This is a genomic window from Lentzea albida, from assembly GCF_900111005.1.
GTDB classification, from domain to species: domain Bacteria; phylum Actinomycetota; class Actinomycetes; order Mycobacteriales; family Pseudonocardiaceae; genus Lentzea; species Lentzea albida.
This window is the reverse complement of the sequence record NZ_FOFV01000001.1, coordinates 763,494-783,907: the sequence shown is the minus strand read 5'-3', so window position 1 is coordinate 783,907 and position 20,414 is coordinate 763,494. Positions and strand designations below refer to the sequence as shown.

At 72.3% G+C, this 20,414-nt stretch carries 9 protein-coding genes; all 9 read left to right on the top strand.

Annotated features, from left to right (window positions below; all coding sequences use genetic code 11):
- Positions 1-10 precede the first annotated feature (10 nt).
- From BMY74_RS03870 to BMY74_RS03830, 9 genes are read left to right on the top strand one after another with little or no spacing between them, the layout of a single operon-like run.
- Positions 11-2,326, top strand: a complete 2,316-nt coding sequence (locus BMY74_RS03870; RefSeq protein ID WP_218159503.1) for a non-ribosomal peptide synthetase — start codon at positions 11-13, stop codon at positions 2,324-2,326.
- Positions 2,323-6,057 carry a beta-ketoacyl synthase N-terminal-like domain-containing protein gene (locus BMY74_RS03865; protein WP_089909359.1) on the top strand — a complete coding sequence of 1,245 codons (3,735 nt, stop codon included), beginning with the start codon at positions 2,323-2,325 and terminating at the stop codon, positions 6,055-6,057. Before BMY74_RS03870 ends, BMY74_RS03865 begins: the two co-directional genes overlap by 4 nt.
- A gap of 17 nt (positions 6,058-6,074) precedes the next feature.
- Complete coding sequence (locus BMY74_RS03860) at positions 6,075-11,117, top strand: non-ribosomal peptide synthetase (protein WP_089909356.1); 5,043 nt, start codon at positions 6,075-6,077, stop codon at positions 11,115-11,117.
- Positions 11,114-12,901, top strand: coding sequence for an ABC transporter ATP-binding protein (locus BMY74_RS03855; RefSeq protein WP_218159502.1), 1,788 nt, complete (start codon positions 11,114-11,116; stop codon positions 12,899-12,901). The genes BMY74_RS03860 and BMY74_RS03855 overlap by 4 nt, the downstream gene beginning before the upstream one ends.
- Positions 12,898-14,553 (top strand): ATP-binding cassette domain-containing protein, encoded by a 1,656-nt coding sequence (locus BMY74_RS03850; RefSeq protein ID WP_089909349.1) that lies wholly within the window; start codon positions 12,898-12,900, stop codon positions 14,551-14,553. The genes BMY74_RS03855 and BMY74_RS03850 overlap by 4 nt, the downstream gene beginning before the upstream one ends.
- Before the next feature lie 30 nt (positions 14,554-14,583).
- Complete coding sequence (locus BMY74_RS03845; RefSeq protein WP_089909346.1) at positions 14,584-14,799, top strand: MbtH family protein; 216 nt, start codon at positions 14,584-14,586, stop codon at positions 14,797-14,799.
- The gene (locus BMY74_RS03840) at positions 14,796-16,034 is read left to right on the top strand and encodes a cytochrome P450 (RefSeq protein ID WP_089909344.1); all 1,239 of its coding nucleotides are present in this window, start codon (positions 14,796-14,798) and stop codon (positions 16,032-16,034) included. Before BMY74_RS03845 ends, BMY74_RS03840 begins: the two co-directional genes overlap by 4 nt.
- On the top strand, positions 16,031-19,093 hold the full coding sequence (locus BMY74_RS03835; RefSeq protein WP_089909341.1) for a non-ribosomal peptide synthetase: 3,063 nt from the start codon (positions 16,031-16,033) through the stop codon (positions 19,091-19,093). Before BMY74_RS03840 ends, BMY74_RS03835 begins: the two co-directional genes overlap by 4 nt.
- Positions 19,090-20,376 (top strand): aspartate aminotransferase family protein, encoded by a 1,287-nt coding sequence (locus BMY74_RS03830; RefSeq protein ID WP_089909337.1) that lies wholly within the window; start codon positions 19,090-19,092, stop codon positions 20,374-20,376. The genes BMY74_RS03835 and BMY74_RS03830 overlap by 4 nt, the downstream gene beginning before the upstream one ends.
- The last annotated feature ends 38 nt before the right edge of the window (positions 20,377-20,414 follow it).

Genomic DNA, 20,414 nt, shown 5'->3' with positions numbered 1-20,414 from the left:
AGGACCAGGAATGTCCGAAGTGGACTTGGGCGGCATCGGGTGGCCGATTCCCCCTGTGCCCGAACGCGACGGGAGCTCCGAGCTCTCGTCCGACCTCGACGCGGACCGGCTTGGCCACGTCACCGCTCTGGCCCGCCGAGCGGACGTGCCGCCCGAAGCGCTGATCGCCGTGGTCTGGCGTTTGGTGCTCGACCGGTTGTTCTCGCGGGCCGACGTCCCGCTCCGGTTCGCCTGCGGCACCACCTGGGCGGTGCGGCTCCACGAGGGGACACCGATCCTCCGGCTGGTGGTGGAAGCGGGTTCCGCGCTCGCGGCGACCGGTTCGGAGCGCATGGGCCCGATCGGGTTGGGACGCCCGGCGGAGGACGCCGTCCTCACTCTCGACTGGAACGACGGCTCAGTGGAGCTGGGCTACGCCAGGAAGTTCGTTCCCGACCACACCGCCGAGGAACTGCTGGCCTGTGTGCTGTCCCTGGTGGACGGACTCGGCGGGTGCGACGTGGTGGCCGACGCCCGTGCGGTGCTGAGCGCCGCCATCGCCACGCGTCGCCCACCGCACGTGAACGGTCCGCGCAACACGCGCACCGCGGCCGAGGTGTTCGCCAAGGTCCTGAAGTCCGGCTCGGACGGCATCGCCGTTCGGCACCGCGGGACCGCGTTGACCTACTCCGAACTCGGCGAGCGCGCGGGTGGTGTCGCCGCGTGGCTGCGGGTGCACGGGATCAGCGGGACCGACGTCGTGGCCACCGTGCTCGACCGGTCGGTGAACCCGGTCGTCGCGGCACTGGGGTGCTGGGCAGCGGGCGCCGCCTACGCGCACCTCGATCCCGAGGAGCCGGACGGGCGGATCGTCGACGCGCTGTCCCGGATCGGCGCGCGCGCCGTCGTCTGCGACGAGTCGTCCGCGCCGAGGTTCTCAGACGTCGGACTTCCGGTGCTCCAGATCACCGACGCCGGGCGAGCCCCCTACCGGCCGGTGCGCGGCTACCACACCGACTGCGCCTATCTGGTGCTGACGTCGGGAACGACGGGCAGGCCGAAGGCGGTGGAGGTCCCGCACCGGGCGCTCGTGGGGTACGTCGACGCGCTTCTGGAACGGATCGGTCCCGCCCTGCCGGCGTCCTTTGGGACGTCGACCACCTTCGCCTCCGACCTGGGCAACACGAGCGTGTACGGGGCGCTGCTGTCCGGCGGGCGGCTAGACGTCTACGACCGCGACCTCGTGCTCGACCCGCTCGCGCTGAGGGCTGAGCTCGCCGAGCACCCCGTCGACCTCCTCAAGTGCACGCCGTCGCACCTCGCCGCGCTCACCGCCGACGGCGACACCGCCTCCGTCCTGCCGCGCCGGGTCCTCGTGGTCGGGGGCGAGGCGTTCCCGCCCGCACTGGCGCGGCGAGTCCTCGACGCCCAGCCCGACCTCGCTCTCTACAACCACTACGGCCCGACAGAGGCCACCGTCGGGTCACTGGTCCACCGGGTCACGTCGACCAGGGGTCCGCGAATTCCCATCGGCACCCCGTTGACCGGGGTCGTGGCGCAAGTGGTGGACGAGGCCGGCGAACCCGTCGTCGACGGGGTTCCCGGCATGCTCCTGCTGGGCGGACGCGGGCTCGCCAACGGCTATCTCGCCGCCGGCGGCGACACCGACGACGCCTTCGTGCGCTCGGCCGACGGGACCCGCTGGTACCGGACCGGGGACCTGGTGGCGCGCAACGCCGATGGCGACGTCGAGTTCCTGGGCCGGGTCGACCGGCAGCTCAAGATCCGCGGCCACCGGGTCGAGCCCGCTGAGGTCGAAGCCGCGCTGACCGCGCTACCCGGGGTGGCGGACGCCGTCGTGACCGGGGAGCCGACTCCCGCGGGGCAGGTCGAACTCGTCGCCTACGTGGTCTCGTCCTCCCCGGTCGACCTCGGCGCGCTGCGCGGCAGGCTGCCCGCGGCGCTCGTTCCGGCCGCCGTGCACCCGGTGACCGCGATCCCCTTGACCGCCAACGGGAAAATCGATTTCGCGGGGCTGCGCGGTGAGCGACCGCCCGACGTCGAGGTCGGTGTCGACGCCCCCCGCACCGACACCGAGCGGCTGGTCGCCTCAGTGTGGCTCACGGTCCTGAGCAAGCCCCGGATCGGCCGGGACGAGAAGTTCCTCGAAGTCGGAGGTGACTCGCTGAAGTCGCTCGCGGTGTTCGGCAAGCTGCGCAGGCACTACCCGGCACTGACCATCGCCACGTTGTTCAAGCACCCGTCGATCGCCGAGTTGGCGGCCGCCCTGGACGGCGCCGCGGCCCCCGCCGACAGCCGGACCGCGCCCGCGGGGGTGGAACTGTGAGCGCCCCGTCCCGTGCGACCGCGGTGATCGGCGTGGCCTTCGAACTGCCGCGAGCGCGCACGTGGACCGACCTCGTCGACCTGCTGGCCTCCGGGCGCGACACCATCCGTCCGCTGCCCGAGCAACGGGCGAAGGTCACCGGAGTCGATCGGGGTCCCGCTGATAGGGAGGCGGGCTGGATCGACGACATCGCCGGGTTCGACCACCGCTTCTTCGGCATGTCCCGCGCCGAGGCCGAGGTGACCGACCCCCGGCAGCGCCGGGCGCTCGAACTGGCGGTGCTCGCGATCGGTGACGCCGGGTACTCGCCGGAGGAGCTGCGCGGCGTGCGGGTGGCCGTCCACATCGCTGCCAACGGCGGGCCCCGGCCGGGGTTGTACGACCTGCTGCCTCCCGACGTGCGGGAGAAAGGGCCGGCCTGGGTGGGCAACTTGCACGCCAACGCCGCGGGCCGCATCTCCTACCTGCTCGACCTCCGCGGTCCCGCGCTCGCGATCGACACGGCGTGCTCGTCGTTCTTGGTCGCCCTGCACGAGGCGCGGGCGAAGCTCGCCACCGGTGAGGTCGACCTGGCGCTGGTCGGCGGGTTCTCCTTGCACCTCGGGGCGGCACCACAGCGGGCCGATGACGGGCACGGGCTCGGCGTGGAGTCGCCGAGAGACCGGTGCAGGCCGTTCGACCAGTCCGCCGACGGCGCCTGCTACGGCGAGGGCGGTGGCTTCGTGCTGGTGAAGCGACTGGCGGATGCCGAACGGGACGGGGACGCGGTGCACTGCGTGCTGCGGGGCTCCGCCGTGAACCAGGACGGCGGAAGGGGCAGCGGATTGACCGCGCCCAGTCCGGTCGCCCAGACCGAGGTCATCAGGGCGGCCTGGAACGACGCCGCCGTGGATCCCGCCACCATCGGCTACATCGAGGCGCACGGCACCGGAACCCGGATCGGGGACCCCATCGAGATCCAGGGCCTGGCGGACGCGTTCGACGGCGTGCGCCACCCGGACGGGTGCGTCATCTCCTCGGTGAAGGCGAACTTCGGGCACCTGAGCGCGATGGCGGGCTTCGCCGGGCTGCTCAGCGTGCTGGCCAGGTTCCGCGCACGCGCCTTCTTCCCGACCGCCGGGTTCACCGCGCCGAACCCGCTCCTGCCGTTGGACGGTGCGCCGATCCGCGTCGCGGACAGGCTCTCGAACTGGGAGCGGGGCGGCACGCCGCGCCGGGCGGGCGTGAGTTCGTTCGGGCTGTCGGGGACCAACGCGCACCTGGTCGTGGAGGAGTACGTCCCGCGCCCGCGCGAGGACGCCGTCGGCCCTCGTGTTCTGGTGCTGTCCGCACCAAGTCCCGAACTGCTGCGCGAGCACGTCGAGACCACGCGGAGGTCCGTCGACCCCGCTGCGTTCGACCTGGGAGGGGCGGCTCGGGTGTCCACCGAAGGGCGGGTGCACTTCGACCACCGCTGCGGCTGGCGGGTCGCGGACGGTGGTGAGCTCGTCGCGCGCCTCGAATCGGCGGTGTCGGACGAGTTCGCCGCTGCGGAACCCGCGCAAGTGGTGTTCGCGTTCGGCGGCGGTGGCGTGGACCGGTCCGATGTGGACGGACTGGCCACCGCTCACCCCGGTGTCCGCCGGCTCGTCCGGGAGGTGGGTGACCACGGTGTCGACAGCCGAACCGTGCTGCGGTTGATCGGCGGGCACGAAGTGCTGGCCGACTTCGGGATCCACCCGGACCTCGTGCTCGGCCACGGTGCAGGGGTCGGTGCGGCGAGGTACGCCCGTGGGGAGGTCGACGTGCGCACGGCACTCGGCGTCGCCGCCGACCACAGGGATGCCGAACCGCCGGACCGGCAACGGCTGGCGCAGGCGCTCGCGGGTCTGGAGCGTCCGCTGGTCGTCGACCTGGGCCCCGGCAGCCCGCTCTCCGAGGCGCTGGCCGAAGTCCTGCCCGCCGACCGGATCGTGGCCGTCGACGTCGGGGCCGACCCCGCCGCCCGGTTCGAAGAGATCCTGCTGGCCCTCTTCCTGTCGGGGCGGAACCCGCGGTGGCGTGCGGTCCCCGACTCCCGACCTCGACGGCGCGCCCACCTGCCGGTCGCCCCGCTCGACCGGACACCGTGCTGGCCAGGTGCGGACGAGATCAGAGCGACACCGGACGACGACGATCCGGACGCGGTCGTGCTCGCCGTCGTCCGGGAGGTGCTCAAGGAACCCGGCCTGATCCTGTCGGACGACTTCCTCGACGCCGGCGGCAACTCGATCAACGGTGTCGGTGTCGTGATCAGGCTCAACGAGCGGTTCGGCACCGACATCGACGTGCTCGACCTGTTCGACTGCTCGGACCTCGCGGACCTGGCGGCACTGGTCCGCTCCCGAATTCCGGACGTCCTCGCCGCCGAACCCGCCGCCCGTGGGGACGGCGCCGACCACGGGCCGCTGTCAGGACAGCAGACGGCGATCTGGGCGGCCGCGCAGTTGGCCGACGACGAGGCCGCCTACGTCGTGCCCGGCGTGCTGCTCTTCGACGGCGAGGTGGACGCCGCGGTGCTCACCGAGCGGGTGAACGCGCTGGTGGCCCGGCACCCGATGCTGCGCGCCGTGGTCGAGGACGGCGCGGACGGTCCGGAGCAACGGGTGCGCCCGGCGCTCGCGGTCCCGCTCGCGACCGATCGCCTCGATCTGCGGCACGTGGCGCGCGAGGACCTGCGGGCGGAATTGCGCGACCGGCTCACGCCACTGGTCTGCGCGCCCGTGGACCCGTACGAGGGCCCGGCGGCGCGCTTCTCACTGCTGCGCCTCGACTGCTCCGACCACGAGCGCGCGGCGCTGCTGATGTCCTTCCACCACCTCTTCTTCGACGGTTGGAGCTGGCGGGCGGTGTTCGCCGAACTGGCGGGCGCACCGGTCCCACCCGCTCGCACCTACCTCGACCACGTCGACGGGCAGCGTGCCACCGCGGCTTCCGCCCGTGGCGGGACCCTGCGCGACTTCTGGTCGAACTACCTGCACGAGGCGCCCGCGGAGGTCGACCTCGGTCCAGCCGTGCGGAACGGCGGCGGCACGCCCGGCGGATCGGTCACCACGACCGTGCCGGACGCGATCCGCGAAGGGCTGGTGCGGTTCGCCAAGGACGAACGGGTGACACCGCAGATGGTGCTGCTGTCGGCCTGGTCCGCGCTGCTGTGGCGACTGGCCGGGCAGCGGGATCTGCCGATCGCGACCCCGACGGCCGGGCGCGCACCCGCCGACGAGCACGTCGTCGGCTGTTACGTCACCACGGTGCTGACCAGGGTGCGGGTGCGTCCCGACCGACCGCTGCGGGAGTTGCTCACCGAGGTGCGCGCCAGCACGCTGGCCGCGCTGGCGCACCAGGAGCTGCCGACCGACGAGGTGCTCAGGGCCGCGCGCCGTCCCGCCGGGTCGTCCGGGCAGATCTCGAACGTGCTGTTCGACTACCAGAGCGGTGTCGAACCGCTGCGCAGGCTCGGCGCGGACGGCCCTCCGGTCGAACTGCTCGACGTGGGACCGGTCGGCGCGAAGTTCGCGCTGAACCTGAGCTGCGTCGACTACGACGACCGGTTGGACGTGCGCCTGGAGCACGCCGACGCGGGCGCCGCCGGACTGCTGGACGACTTCGTGGCGCTGCTGGGCCGGATCACCGATCCGGACGCGACCTTGCTGAACCTGTTCGGCGAGCACCACCAGAGCCCCTCCCCCGACGTCCCGGACTTCCGGTTCTGAAGCCAGAGAGGTCATCGATGCGGAGCACCACCACCCTCGCCCCGTCCGGGCTGGCCGACCGCGAGTTCTGGCTCGGCGGGCAGGACGCGCTGCGCGCGGCCGGGGTAGCCACGGCCGACGCCCTTGGTCCGCTGGGCACCGCGACCGGCACCGCGCGGGCTGACCTGCCCGCGCCGATCGCGCACAGGCTGACCGAGGTCACGGGCGGTGAGCCGCTGCTGCGGCTGGCGGTGCTCACCGCCGCGAGCGCGCTGGCCGTGCGCAGGCTCGGCGCCTCGGGTCCGGTCCTGCTGGTCGCCGAGGGCACGCCGGTGCTGATCGAGGTCGCGCCGCTCTCGACGTTCAGGGAACTGCTGGGGACCGCGAGGGCGGCGATCGCCACCGCTCGGGCACACGGCCTCCCGCCTGCCTCGGTCGTTGGTGCGACGGGTTCCGCGATCTCCGTCCGCGAGTCGGGTTCGACCCCGTCGGAGCACGTCGGGATCTCATGGCGGCTCAACGGGATCGAAGTGTCGGGTCGACTTCCGGACACCAGAGCGGCACTTCTCGCCGACGGCGTCGCACAGGTGGTGGCACGGGGGCTGACCGATCCGAACGCGATCGTCGCGCGGATCGGGCTCCTGTCGCCGGAAGCGGCTTCCCTCGTGGTGGACGGGTTCAACGACGTGCCCGGCCTGCCGCCCGCACCGCCGTTCCGCGATCAGGTGCTCGCCCACGCCTTGGCGCGTCCCGACGCCGTCGCGGTGCGCGACCGCGACACGGCGATCGACTACGCGCGGCTGTGCCGGACCGCGACGGCGGTCGCCGAACGGCTGCGCGTGGAGGGCGTGGGCACGGACGACGTGGTCGCGGTCGTCGGCGCCCGCACCGCCTGGTTCGTGACCGCCGGGGCCGGCGTCCTGTTCGCCGGCGCCGCGTACCTCCCGGTCGACCCGGCGATCCCGCCGGAACGCCTGAGGCGGGTGCTCGGCGGTGTGTCCGCCGTGATCGCCGACGACACCGTGCCGCTGCCGCCGGACCTGCGGCGGCCCGTGCTGCGGCTCGACGAGATCGCGACCGCGGCGGTGGCAGGCCCGCTCGTGCCACAGGGACCCCCGCCTCCCGACCGGGCGCTGGCCTACCTGATCTTCACCTCCGGGTCGACCGGCGTGCCCAAGGGCGCCGCGCTGGAGCACCGGTCGTTCCTGAACCTGCTGGCGATCCGCACGCGGACCTGCGATCTGCGGCCGGGTGTCGAGTTCGCCCAGACGGTGCCGCTGACGACGGACGTGTCTGTCTGGCAGATGTTCGCGGGACTGACCGCGGGCGCCTGCGTCCACGTGGTGGACGACGACACCGTGCGCACGCCGGAGGACCTCACGGCGCTGGTGGTCGAGCGCGGGTTCGAGTACCTGGAGGTCGTTCCCGCGCAGCTGGACCTGTTGGTGGAGCACCTGCGGGAGCGGCCGGACCGGGCCGACGGGCTGCGGACCGTGCTGCGCGGGTTGATCTGCAACGGTGAGGTCCTCGGCGCCGAACTGGCCCGCCGCTGGCACGACCTGATGCCGGAAGTTCCGTTGTTCAACGCGTACGGGCCGGCAGAGTGCACCGACGACGCCACCCAGGGCACAGTGCCCGCGGACGCCGACGGAACCGCGGCCACCATCGGGCGACCACTGGCCAACATCCGCGTGTACGTGCTCGACCAGGACTGCGTACCCGCGCCGCCGGGCGTCCTCGGTGAGATCCACATCGGTGGGCTCAGCGTCGGGCGGGGCTACCACCGAGCACCCGGCCTGACCGCGGCGGCGTTCGTACCGGACCCGTTCTCGACGGTGCCGGGCGCGCGGATGTACCGGACCGGGGACCTGGGCCGGTGGCGGCCCGACGGGGAACTGGAGTGCCTCGGCCGGGCCGACGGTCAGGTGAAGGTGCGCGGCCGTCGGGTGGAGCTCGGCGAGGTCGAACACGTGCTGGAATCCGATCCGCGGGTCGCGAGGGCGGTCGTGGAACTGCTCGGCGACAACGGGATGGCCAGGCTCGTGGCCGTTGTGACCCCGCTGCCGGGCGCGGTGCTCCCCACCGACTCGGTGACGGCGCGTGCCCGGCTCCACCTACCCGACTACATGATCCCGACGGAGGTGCTGGTCCGCGGTCGCCTCCCCTTGAGCCCCAACGGCAAAGTGGACCGGCACGCGCTGCGCGAGCTGTTCCGGCAGCACTTGGCGGACATCGACTCGCGGCGAGATCAGGTCCCGCCGCGCACGCCCGTGGAGCGCGTGCTCGCCGATCTGTGGGCGCGGCACCTGAAGCTCCCGTCGGTGGGCGTGCACGACGACTTCTTCGCGCTCGGCGGCGACTCGATCGTGAACATCCGGATCGTGCGGGCGGCGGCACGCGAAGGTGTCGTGGTGCGGCCGAAGCACATCTACGACCACCGGACCATCGCCGAGCTGGCGGAGGTGGCGGGTGCGGACGCCGAGGCCGCGCCGGCGGTGCCCGACGGGGAGAGCGCGCCGCTGACGCCGGTCCAGCGGTGGTTCTTCCGCCAGGACTTCACCGAGCCGCACCACTGGAACCAGTCCTACTGCCTGCGCGCCACACGTCCGCTGGACATCCGCGTGCTCGCGGAGGCGTTGACCGCCCTCACCCGCGTTCACGAGCAGTTGCGCGTTCGGTTCACCACGGGCACGGAGGTCCGGCAGGTCGTCACACCGGTTACCGAGGTCGTGCCGTGGCGAGCCCGTCAGACGGCCGAGCCCGGCAGGTTCGACCTGGTGGTCGACGGCTCCGTGGTCGCCACCGGGACCGACGTGGAACTGGCTGACCGGCTGCACGCGTCGCTGTCGCTGGAGGACGGTCGGCTGCTCGGCGCGCTGCTGTTCGACGACGACCCCGACCGGCCCAGGCTGCTGCTGACCGTCCACCACCTCGCCGTCGACCGCGTCTCCTGGTTGGTCCTGCTCGAGGACCTGGAGTCCGCGTACCTGGCGATCGCCGACGGCGGGGAGCCGTCCTTCCCACCGCGGACGGCCGGGTTCGTCCACTGGGCACGAGCGCTGGCCGCCGAGTCCGCTCCGGCGGCCATGCCGGTCGCGTGCGTGGAGGACGCCGTGGGGCCACCCGCCGACGAGCGCGTGCCCAACCTGGTGGCGGACCGCCGGACGACCGTCGCCGAGTGGGACCCCGACACCACGTCGCAGATCTCGCGGCAGGCCGCCCTGACCACCGACGAGGGCCTGCACGCCGCGCTGGTCGCCGCGCTGGCACGTGCGGCGGCGGCAGTGTGGGGCGACGGTGTGCTGCCGCTGGAACTGGAGGGGCACGGCCGACGGGAGGCCGACCACCTGCCGGGCATCGGCCGCACCGTCGGCTGGTTCACCGTTCTGGGTCGGCTCGCGCTCCCGGCCCGTCGCACGGGAGATCCCGTCGCCGCGGTCGAGCGCGCAGCCGAACTGCTCGTGGCGGCCCGCCGCGCCGCGGGCGAACCGATGGCCGACCACGAAGACGGCCCTCGGGTCGCGTTCAACTTCATGGGTCGGGTCGACTCGTCCTCCGGCCGGCCCGACGAGCTGTTCACCGCGGCCGACGACCTCGGCTGGAAGTGCTCACCGCGCGGTCGGCGGCCACTGGAGTGGGAGATCAACGCCGGGGTGGTGGACGGAAGGCTCACCGTCAACGTCGAGCACGTGCCCGCCCGGCAGCCGGTGGGCGCGGCCGAAGACTTCCTCCTGGCCTTCAAGAAGTTCCTGACCGATTTCACCGCCGGGAGCCGCACGGGTCCGCCCGTGGCCGACCTCGTGCCGCTGACCCCGACCCAGCTCGCCTTCTTCGACCGCGAGCCCGGCACACCCAACCGCTACAACCACGCGGTCCTGCTCACCTTGCGCGAACCGGTGACGAGGGACCGGGTCGAGCAGGCCGTGACCTCGCTGGCCGAGCGGCATCCTGCCCTGCGGACCAGGTTCACCTGGACCGCGCGCGGCGGGCGGCAGGGTGCGGCGCGGGCCGAAGGGGCGCTGCCCGTGACCGAGTTCGACCTGAGAAGCGCGGGCGAGGACCTCACCGGAGCCGTCGCGGGGGCGGCGGACGAGTTGCACGGCGCGCTCGACCTCGAAGCTGGCCCGATCGGTCGCGTCGGGCTGCTGCTCATGCCCGACGGCGAGCCCGATCGGTTGCTCGTGGTGGTGCACCACGCCGTAGTGGACCCGTTGTCGTGGGACGTCCTCACGCCGGAACTGTCCGCGCTGCTCGACGGGCTCCCACTGGAACCGCCAGGGCCGGGCTACCTCGAGTGGGCGCGCAGGCTGGCCCGGCACGCCCGCACCGCCGCCATCGACGTCGACCACTGGCTGGACCAGGACTGGTCCGATCGCGTAGCACTCGCCGAGCAGGAGCTCCCCGGCCTTGAACGGCACGGTGGAACCCTGTTCACGGAGTTCGACCAGGACGAGACCGACGAACTCGTGCGCTCGGCCCGACTGGCGAAGTCGACCCTGTTCGAGTACCTGCTGGCGGAGCTGGGTCGAGCGGCCGAGCGGTGGCTGGAACCGGCTGACGGCCGGAACCTGCTGGTGGAGCTCGGCGGCCACGGCCGGGAGGACCTCTTCGACGACCTCGACGTGTCGACGACGGTCGGGTGGTTCACCACCGCCTACCCGTTCCTGCTGCCGCTTCCGCGAGGCCGCGACCGGGCCGAGCACCGCGCCGCGGTCGTGGAGGCGATCCGCGCGGTGCCGCGGCGCGGCTTCGACTTCGAACTCGCCCGGCACCTGTGCCCGGATCCGCGGGTGCGATCCGCGCTCGCCGGGGTTCCCCAGCCCTCGCTGAGGTTCGACTTCGACGGGGAGCTGCGGTTCGCGAACACCCCGGCGGGCGGTACCGCGCCGATGCTGTCGGCGGGCCGGACGGCGGGAACAGGCCGGTGGAAGCCACTCGACGCGAGAAGGGGCCACCTGCTCGACGCGGTGGCGTACCTGCACGACCGCAGGCTGACGATCAGGTGGCAGTTCAGTGCGGACGTGCTCGACCCCGCCCGCGTGGCGGAGCTGGTCGGGCTGTTCATGAGGTCGCCGCGGTGACGCGGCACGAGAAGGGAATGGACTCGGTGGCCACGACAACCGGTCCGCGGCTGGCCGTGGACGGAGCACGCGGGGCGAAGGGGCTGGTGCTCGGCGGGTTCGCCGTGCTGCTGGTGAGCGTCGCGGCGGAATTCGCCGGACCGCTGCTGGTTCGCGAGTACGTCGACCAGGCGGCGGGCCACGCGGAGGCGGGTGAGCTGTTCTCGATCGCCGGGTGGTACCTGGCCGTCGCCGTGGTGGGCATCCTGGCGAGCCTCGCACTGGGCTACCTGGCCGCCCAGTCGGGCTGGCACGTCGCCGACCACGTGCGGCTGCGGTTGCTGCGGCACGTACTCGGCGGGCGGGTGCTCGACCTGGAGTCCCGGCCGGCGGGCGAGGTGCTGGAGACCGTGGAGGGCAACTCCGACATCATCGGCAGGTCCATCGCCGAGGCGGGGTTCCGGGTGGTCGGCAACCTCATCATGGTCTTCGGCATGATCGCGATCATCTTCGCGGTCGTGCCCGCCGCGGGGCTCGGGGTGACGCTCCTCGTGGTGCTGGTGGCGATCGTCCTGGTGAAGCTCACCCATCGCGCGGTCGGGCTCTGGAAGACGGCGCGTGCCCGCAAGGCCGAGCTGTTCGGTTTCCTCGGTGACGGTCTCGCTGCCAGGGACGACCTGCTACCGCTCGGCGAGTCCCGGTGGCCGGGAACGCGGGCCCGCCGCGAGTTCGACGACCTGCTGGTGCTGGAGCGGCGGGCCTACGTCGGTGGACGGGCGTTCTGGCCGCTGACGCAGCTGTTCTTCGCCGTCAGCCTGGGAATCGGGTTCGCCGTCGGTCTGCGGATGCTGGGCGTGCAGCAGATCAGTGTGGGTGGGCTGACCCTGATCTACCTGTACGTCGACCGGCTGCGCGGGCCGCTGGAGGAGATGTCGGCCCAGGTCGACCAGGTGCAGCGGATGTTCGCCGCCTTCGGCGTCGCCGCGGCGACGCTGAACACCCCTACCAGGGGTCCTGCCTCGACATCGGCCGGCGTGACCGGCGCCCCGCGTGTGACCTTCACCGACGTGACCTTCGGCTACGAACCGAACGCGCTGCCCGCACTGCGCGACGTGTCGTTCGAGGTTCCGCCGGGCGGGGTGCTCGGTGTCGTGGGCCGGACCGGCTCGGGCAAGAGCACCGTCGTCAACCTGCTGTGCGGGTTCGCGGCACCCGGACAGGGTCGGGTGGCGCTGGACGGGATCGACGTCACCGACCTCCACCCCAGCGAACTGGCCCGGTCGGTCGTGGTGCTCAGCCAGCGCTCGCACCTGTTCACCGCGAGCGTCCGGGACAACATCACCCTGTTCGACGAGACCGTGCCGGACGACGTGGTCCTTTCGGCGCTGGCCGACCTCGGTATCGAGTCGTGGGTGCGTTCGCTGCCCGACGGCTTGGACACCGTCATCGGCGCGGGCGGCAGGACCGTGTCCGACGGTCAGGCCCAGCTCGTCACCGGCGCCCGCGCGCTGATCCGCCGCTCAGGGCTGTTGATCATCGACGAGGGCACGTCCAGGTTGGACGAGGAGACGCAGCGGCGGTGGTCCGAACTGATCGACCGAGCCGCGGAGGGTCGGACGGTGATCATGATCGCGCACCGTCTGGAGACCCTCCAGGGAGTCGACGCGCTGCTCGTGCTGTCCGAGGGCCAAGTGCGGGACCACGTGTCCGGCGCCGATGTGCGGTCCTACTTGGACGGTGCGGCCGCACGGGAAGTTCTGTCCGAAGTGGACGAATTCGTGGAGCCGATGGAGGGCGCGCGATGACCGCCATGACGCGGAGCACGACCTTCGCCACCGACGTCCGGCGGCTTGCGGGCCGCTTCGGACCGCTCTACCTCTTCTCCGCGGGCGTCTGGACGCTGATCCACGGCTTGCCGCTGCTCGTCGGCGTCGGCATCGAGAAGCTGTTCGACCAGGCGGCCACCGGCCCGACCGATCCGGTGGTCTGGTGGCTGCTGACGCTGGCCGTCGGGTCGCTCGTGCTGCGTTCGCTGCTGCTGTTCGGCGGCCTGAACCTCGACTTCACGCTGATCTTCCGGGTCAGTGCGAGGGTGAAGGCCGCTGTGGTCGACGCCGTGTCGGCCCGGTCGACCTCTCGCGGCCCCACACTCGGTGGCGGCGACGTGCTGAACCGGCTGCGCGACGACAGCGACGAGATCGCCGAGTTCGTCGGCTGGACCGCGGACTTCGTCTACCGCTCGGTGCTGCTGGTCATCGCCGTCGTCGTGCTGCTCAACACCGACGTCGTGGTCACCCTGTCATTGCTGCCGCTGGTCGGCGCGCTGTGGGTGGCGAAGGTCCTCAAGAACCGGCTGAGCTCGCTGTCCCAGGACACCCGCGCCAGGCAGGGCGCCATCGCCGAGCAGATGACGGACCTGGTCGCGGGCATCCGGGACCTGAGGCTGGCCGACGCCGAAGGCCATCGGGTGGACCGGCTCGCCGAGCGGTTCACCGGCCGACGGCTCGCCCAGGCCCGCCAGCAAGTCGTCGCCGACCTGCTCGGCGGCCTGTTCCGCAACATCGTGACGATCGGCAGCGCGCTGGTGCTGATCGTGGTCAGCGCGCGGATGGCGGGCGGCGACTTCACCATCGGCGAACTGGCGCTGTTCCTGACTTACACGAGCTGGCTCGCCGAACAGATCTTCTTCTTCGGCCGCGCACTCGCGCGCTACGAGCAGGGGCGGGTCTCCCGCGACCGGCTGCTGGCACTCACACCAGGGATCGGCGGGCTCGACGTGGAGCGGCCGGGCCCGGTCGAACCGACGCCCGCGCCGCTGGAGGAACTGCGGCTCACCGGGTTCCGGTGCGCGCCGGACGACCGCGGCACGACACCTCCGATCGACCTCGTGCTGCGCGCCGGCCAAGTCGCCGTGCTGACCGGCCCGGTCGGTTCGGGCAAGAGCACCGCGCTGCGCGGGTTGCTCGCACTGGACGGACCGACAGTGGGATCGGTGCACTGGAACGGCGAGGACGTGACCGGGGTCGAGACCTGGTGGCGCGCGCCCCGAGTCGCGTACGCGCGGCAGGGAGCCGTCTTCCTCAAGGGAACGGTCCGCGACAACCTGGTGCTGGGCAACGACTCCGTGGACGACGGGCTCGCGCTCAGGGCGCTGGCGGCCGTGCAGTTGCGGCCCGGCTCGGCCGAACTGCGGCAGGGCCTGGACACGGAGGTCGGCTCGGGCGGGCTCATGCTGTCCGGCGGGCAGCGCCAGCGGCTCGCGCTGGCGCGGATGCTGTGCCGCCCGGCCGACGTCCGCGTCGTCGACGACTGCGACTCGTCGCTGGACGACGCCACCGCGGCCGCTCTCTGGACCGAACTCCTGTCCAACTGGCCCTCCACCTGGGTCGTCGTTTCCCACAACCGCGCGGTACGGGCGATGGCGGACGTCGTCGTCCACGTCGACGAGCGCGGCTAGCTCCATGCCCACGGCACGAAGGAGGTTGGTGTGACGCACGAAGAGCGGTTCGCGGTACTGGTGAACGTCGAGGACCAGTACGCCACGGTCCCGGTCTCCTGGCCGGTGCCCGCCGGTTGGCGGGAGACCGGTCGCACGGGCACCCGCGAGGAGTGCGCCCAGTACGTCGACGAGCACTGGACGGACATGCGGCCCGCGTCCCTGCGCCGGGTGATGGACCGCGATCGAGGGGGCGTGCCGCGGTGAGCACGACGGCACCGGTGTTCGGCACCGGTTTCCTCGCCGACGTGGACCTGGTCGACCCGGCGACGTACCTGCGGCCGGACGTCGACGACGTCTGGCGGTTCCTGCGCCGGGAGTCCCCGGTCGCCTGGCACCCCGGCGGTGGCGGCTTCTGGGTGGTCACACCACATCAGCTCGTGACGCGGATCTACCGCGACAGCGGCGCCTTCACCTCCACCGGCGGCAACGTCATGGCGACGCTGCTCAACGGGGGCGACTCCGCCGGCGGGCGGATGCTCGCGGTGTCCGACGGGAAGCGGCACCAGCGGATCCGCCGGGAGTTGATGACCGCGTTCACGCCCGCCGCGCTGGCCTCCGTGCGGCGGGGCGTCGTCGCGGGCACGCGGCGACTGGTCCAGGCCGCTGTGGAACGTGGAACCGTCGACTTCGCGACCGAAGTCGCCGAGCACATCCCGCTGGCGGCGATCTGTGACCTGCTGGACGTACCCGCGGCGGACCGCGACGACCTGCTCGCGCACACCAGTTCGGCCCTGTCCTCCGATGCCCCGGACGGCACGGACCTGCAGGCGCGCCTGGCCCGCAACGAGATCCTGATGTACTTCGCGAAGCTGGCCCGCAAGCGGCGCGGCGGCCGGGCCGACGACGTGATCGGCCTGCTGGTCGGAATGACCGAACCGCCGCTCTCGCTGTCGGACGACGAGGTGCTGCTCAACTGCTACAGCCTGCTGCTGGGCGGGGACGAGACCGCCCGGCTGAGCATGATCGGCGCGGTCAAGGCGCTGACGGAGCACCCCGAGGTCTGGGACGCGCTGCGCTCAGGCCGGGTCGACCAGGACAGGGCCGTCGAGGAGGTTCTGCGCTGGACGACCCCGGCGATGCACTCCGGGCGCACGGTGGTGTCCCCCACCGAGGTCGGTGGGGTTGAAATGTCCCCCGGTCAGGTCGTGACGATCTGGACCAGGTCGGCGAACTTCGACGAGACCGAGTTCGCCGACCCGCACCGGCTCGACCTGAACCGGTCCCCCAACCGCCACCTGTCCTTCGCCTACGGCCCGCACTTCTGCCTCGGTGCGCAACTGGCGCGGATCGAGATCGGCGCGCTGCTGTCCGCGCTGGTGGAGTTCGCCGACGGCGTCGAACGGGCAGGCGAGCCGCAGCCGATCTTCTCCACGTTCCTGTCCGGCTACCGCAGCCTGCCCGTGCGGTTCACACCGCGGTCGCAAGGGAGCACGACATGACCATTCCCGACGCCGTCCGAACGCGGGCAGCGCTGGTGCACGAGTCGATCGACCGCGTGGCGGCCGAGGCCGGTGACCGGGTGGCGGTGGTGTCCGGCGGCGCCAGGGTGAGCTACGCGGACCTGGTCGGCAGGGCCGATCGCGTGGCCACCGCGCTGATCGCCGGCGGTGCCGGGCCGGAGCAGGTCGTCGGCGTCCACCTGGAGCGCTCGGTCGACGCGGTCGTGGCGCTGCTCGGCGTGCTCAAGTCCGGTGCCGCGTACCTGCCGCTGCCCGTCGGCCACCCGGCGGACCGGCTCCGGTACCTGGTGGAGGATTCCGGTGCGACCCTGCTGGTCACCAACGCGGACCACCTGAGCTCGGTCCCCGCCGGTCGCACGGTCGTGCTCGACGACCTGCCTGAGACCTCGACACCTCCGCCGAGGGTGGCTGTCGAACCGACGAACCTCGCCTACGTCGTCTACACCTCGGGCACCACTGGACGTCCGAAGGGTGTCGGCGTCACCCACGAGGGCGTGGCGAACCTCGTCGGCCCGCACCAGAGCTACGTCCACTTCGGACCGGACGAGGTCTTCCTCCAGCTCGCCCCGCTCGCGTTCGACGCCTCGGCCTTCGAGATCTGGGGAGCGCTCGCCAACGGCGCCACGCTGGTGCTGTCGGCGCCGTCGTACGACGCGATCGAGGACCTGCCCTCGGTGCTGGTCCGTGAGCGCGTGACCACGCTCCTGCTCACGCCCGCGCTCTTCCACGTCCTGCAGGACACCCGGCCCGAAGCCCTCGACGGTGTGCGGCGCTTGATCGTGGGGGGCGACGTCATGTCGACGCGGCACGCCGCAGCGCACCGCGCTCGCGCGGCGGGCAACTCGCTGAGCAACGTGTACGGACCGACCGAGGCGTCCACCCTCGTCAGTGCGCACCCGGTCCACGGCGGGGAGCGGGCGCCGATCGGTGCGCCCATCGCGGGAGCGCGGCTGCACCTGCTCGACTCGCGCGGACGCCCCGCGGCACGGGGAGAGATCCACATCGGTGGTGTCCCGGTCACTCGCGGGTACCTGGGCCGGCCGGGGTTGACGAGCCTGGCCTTCCGCCCCGATCCGTTCTCCGCCGTTCCCGGTGCCCGGCTGTACGCGACCGGTGACGGCGGTGAACTCGACGACCAGGGCCGGATCGTGTTCACCGGCAGGCTTGACGACCAGGTGAAGGTGCGTGGCCACCGCGTCGAACTCCAGGAGGTCGAGCAGGTGCTGCTGGGCCTGCCCCCGGTGCGCGCGGCCGGGGTGGTGCACGTCCGCACACCGGACGGGTCGGACCACCTGGTCGCCCACGTGGTGCCGGTGACCGCAGACCCGAACGTGGAAGCCGAGGTCGTGGAACTGGTCGCCGGGATCCTGCCCGACTACCTGCGGCCCTCCCGCTACGTCCTGCGCGAGGACCTGCCGCTGACCGCGAACGGCAAGGTCGACCGCTCAGCACTGCTGGCCTCGTCCGAGGTCGTGGACCGGTCGGGCGGTGGCACTCCCCTCGCAGGTGCCGAGGCACTGCTCGCGGAGATCTGGCGCGACGTCCTCGGAGCCGAGCAGATCGGTCCCGACGACGACTTCTTCGCGCTGGGCGGTGACTCGCTGCTCGCCATCCGGGTGATCGCCACGGCCGAGGAGCGCGGCCTGCCGCTGACCCTGGCCACCCTCTTCACCACGCCGGTGCTGCGCGAGGCGTGCCAGGGCGTCGAGCTGACCTCGACCGCCGCTGGGCCGACCGACCGCGCGACGACCTACCCGGCCAGCAGGCTGCAACTCGGAATGGTCTACGAGAGCCTGCTCAGCGAAGGTTCGCTGTACGTCGACTTCGTCGCCCGCCGGATCGGCCTGCCGTTGCGCACGGACCTGCTCGACGACGCGCTGCGCACCGTCGCCGCGCGGCACGAGGTCCTGCGCACCCGCTTCGACCTGGGCGGCCACGACGAACCGATGCAGGTGGTGGAGAACGAGCCTCGGCTGAGCGCGACGATCGAGGACTACCGCGGGCTGGAACGAGACGAGGTCGCCCGCCGCCACGAGGAGACGGTCCTGCGGTTGAGCGCCGCCTTCGACCCCGAGACCGCTCCGCTGATCCGGGTGAACGCCGCCCGGCTCGACGCGACGTCGTTCCGGCTGTCGTTCGCCTTCCACCACGCGATCCTGGACGGCTGGAGCGAGTCGATGCTCCTGGTGGAACTCCTGACGGCCTACCGCGGTCTGCTCACCGGTACCGTCGTCGACTTCCCTCCCGCCGCCCCGTTCGCCGACTTCGTCCGATTGGAACGGGAGGCGCTGGAGTCCCCGCACAGCCGTGAATTCTTCGCCCGCGTGCTGGGGCCGGACCCGATCACAAGCTCGGCCACGGCGTCCGGTGCACGGGTCAAGGCACGGCGGCGGGTCGCGGCCGAAACAGCGCGAGCGCTGGCGGAGAACGCCGCCCGGCACGGTGTCCCGATCAAGAGCCAGCTCGTCGCGTGCTACTACGCCGCTGTCTCCTGGCTGTCCGATGTGGATGATCCGCTGGTCGGGCTTTCGGTGAACGGGCGGACGGAGGGCGTCGGCGGTGACCGGACGCTGGGCCTGTTCGTCAACCACGTGCCGATCCGCCTGTCACCCGCGGGCGCGGACTGGGGGTCGCTGGCCGGGGAGGCGCTGCGAGTGGAGACCGAACTGCTGCCCCACCGGCGTTTCCCGTACCCCGAACTGGAACGGGTGGCGGGCGGGCGGCCGTTCGACGTGGCGTTCAGCTACACCCGGTTCCACCCGCAGGACGAGTTGGCCCGCGACGGCGTGGAGTTCGGCGAGCAGGAGTTCCGCGACCACAGCAGCTTGCCCCTGCGGGTCGAGGTGTACGACGACGCGACGGACGGGCTGGTCGTGGAGGTGAGCGCGAGCAGCGGGCACTACGGAGCCGACCACGTCGACGCGCTCGCGGAGGGGACGTCCCGAGCGATCGACGCGCTCGCGACGTCCTGGCACGGCCCGGCTCGCTTGCCCAGCCGGCACGACGCACACGACCAGGGGGAGAAGGTACGACCATGACCGACGTCCATTCGTTGCCCGCTCGCGGCACGACCACGGGAACGGAGGTGTTCGACGAGTTGGAGTCCGAGGTCCGGCTCTACTGCCGGAAGTTCCCCGCGGTGTTCACCACCGCGACCGGCAGCACGCTGGTGACCGAGAGCGGTGACGAGTACCTGGACTTCTTCTGCGGCGCCGGGGCGCTCAACTACGGCCACAACGAGCCTTCGGTGGTCGCGAGGATGCTGGACTACCTCACCGGCGGCGGGGTTCTGCACGGCCTGGACATGCACACCTCCGCCAAGCGCTTGTTCCTCGAACGGTTGAGGGACGTCGTCCTGCGCCCGAGGGGACTGGACCACCGCGTGCAGTTCTGCGGACCGACCGGGACCGACGCCGTGGAGGCGGCGCTCAAGCTGGCGCGCAACGCGACCGGGCGCCAGGGCGTCATCGCGTTCTCCGGCGCTTTCCACGGCATGTCCCACGGCTCGTTGACCGTGACCGGCAGCCGCGCCGCACGCCGGGCGGGCGGCGCGCCGCTGGCGCACGCCACGTTCCTGCCCTACGAGGACGGGCCGGCGGGAACCGTCGACTCGATCGCCCTGCTCACCGCCGTGCTGGACGACCCGAGCAGCGGTGTGGACCTCCCGGCCGCGGTGATCGTGGAGTCGCTGCAGATGGACGGCGGCGTCTACCCGGCCTCCGCCGAGTGGCTGCGGGCGCTGCGGGACGTGACCGCCGCACGGGGAATCCTGCTGGTGTGCGACGAGATCCAAGCCGGGTGCGGCCGGACCGGTGACTTCTTCGGCTTCGAGCACGCGGGCATCGTGCCGGACGTGATCACGCTGTCGAAGTCCCTCGGCGGCGCGGGGATGCCGATCTCGGTGGTGCTGCTGCGCCCTGAGCTCGACGTGTGGCAGCCGGGCGAGCACACCGGCACGTTCCGCGGCAACCAGCTGGCCTTCGTCGCGGGCGCCGCGGCGCTCGACCTGTGGGAGCGGGACGACTTCCACGCGCTGCGCGCCGCAGGAGCCGAGCGCATGACCCGGTTCCGGGCCGAGGTGGTCGCCCGTGACCCGCGGTTGCTGGCTCGGGGTCGCGGCATGGTCGTCGGCATCGACACCGGTGACGCCACTCGGGCGAGTGCCCTCCAGCGGCACTGCTTCGACAACGGACTCGTGCTGGAGACCTGCGGCCGGTCGAACGAGGTCGTGAAGGTGACGCCCGCGCTGACCGTGACCGCCGCCGACCTCGACCGCGGCCTGGCCGTGGTGCTGGACGCCGTCGAGGCCACCACCGGCTGACCCGCCTCACGACCGTGAACCCGGTGGCCGGAGCTCGA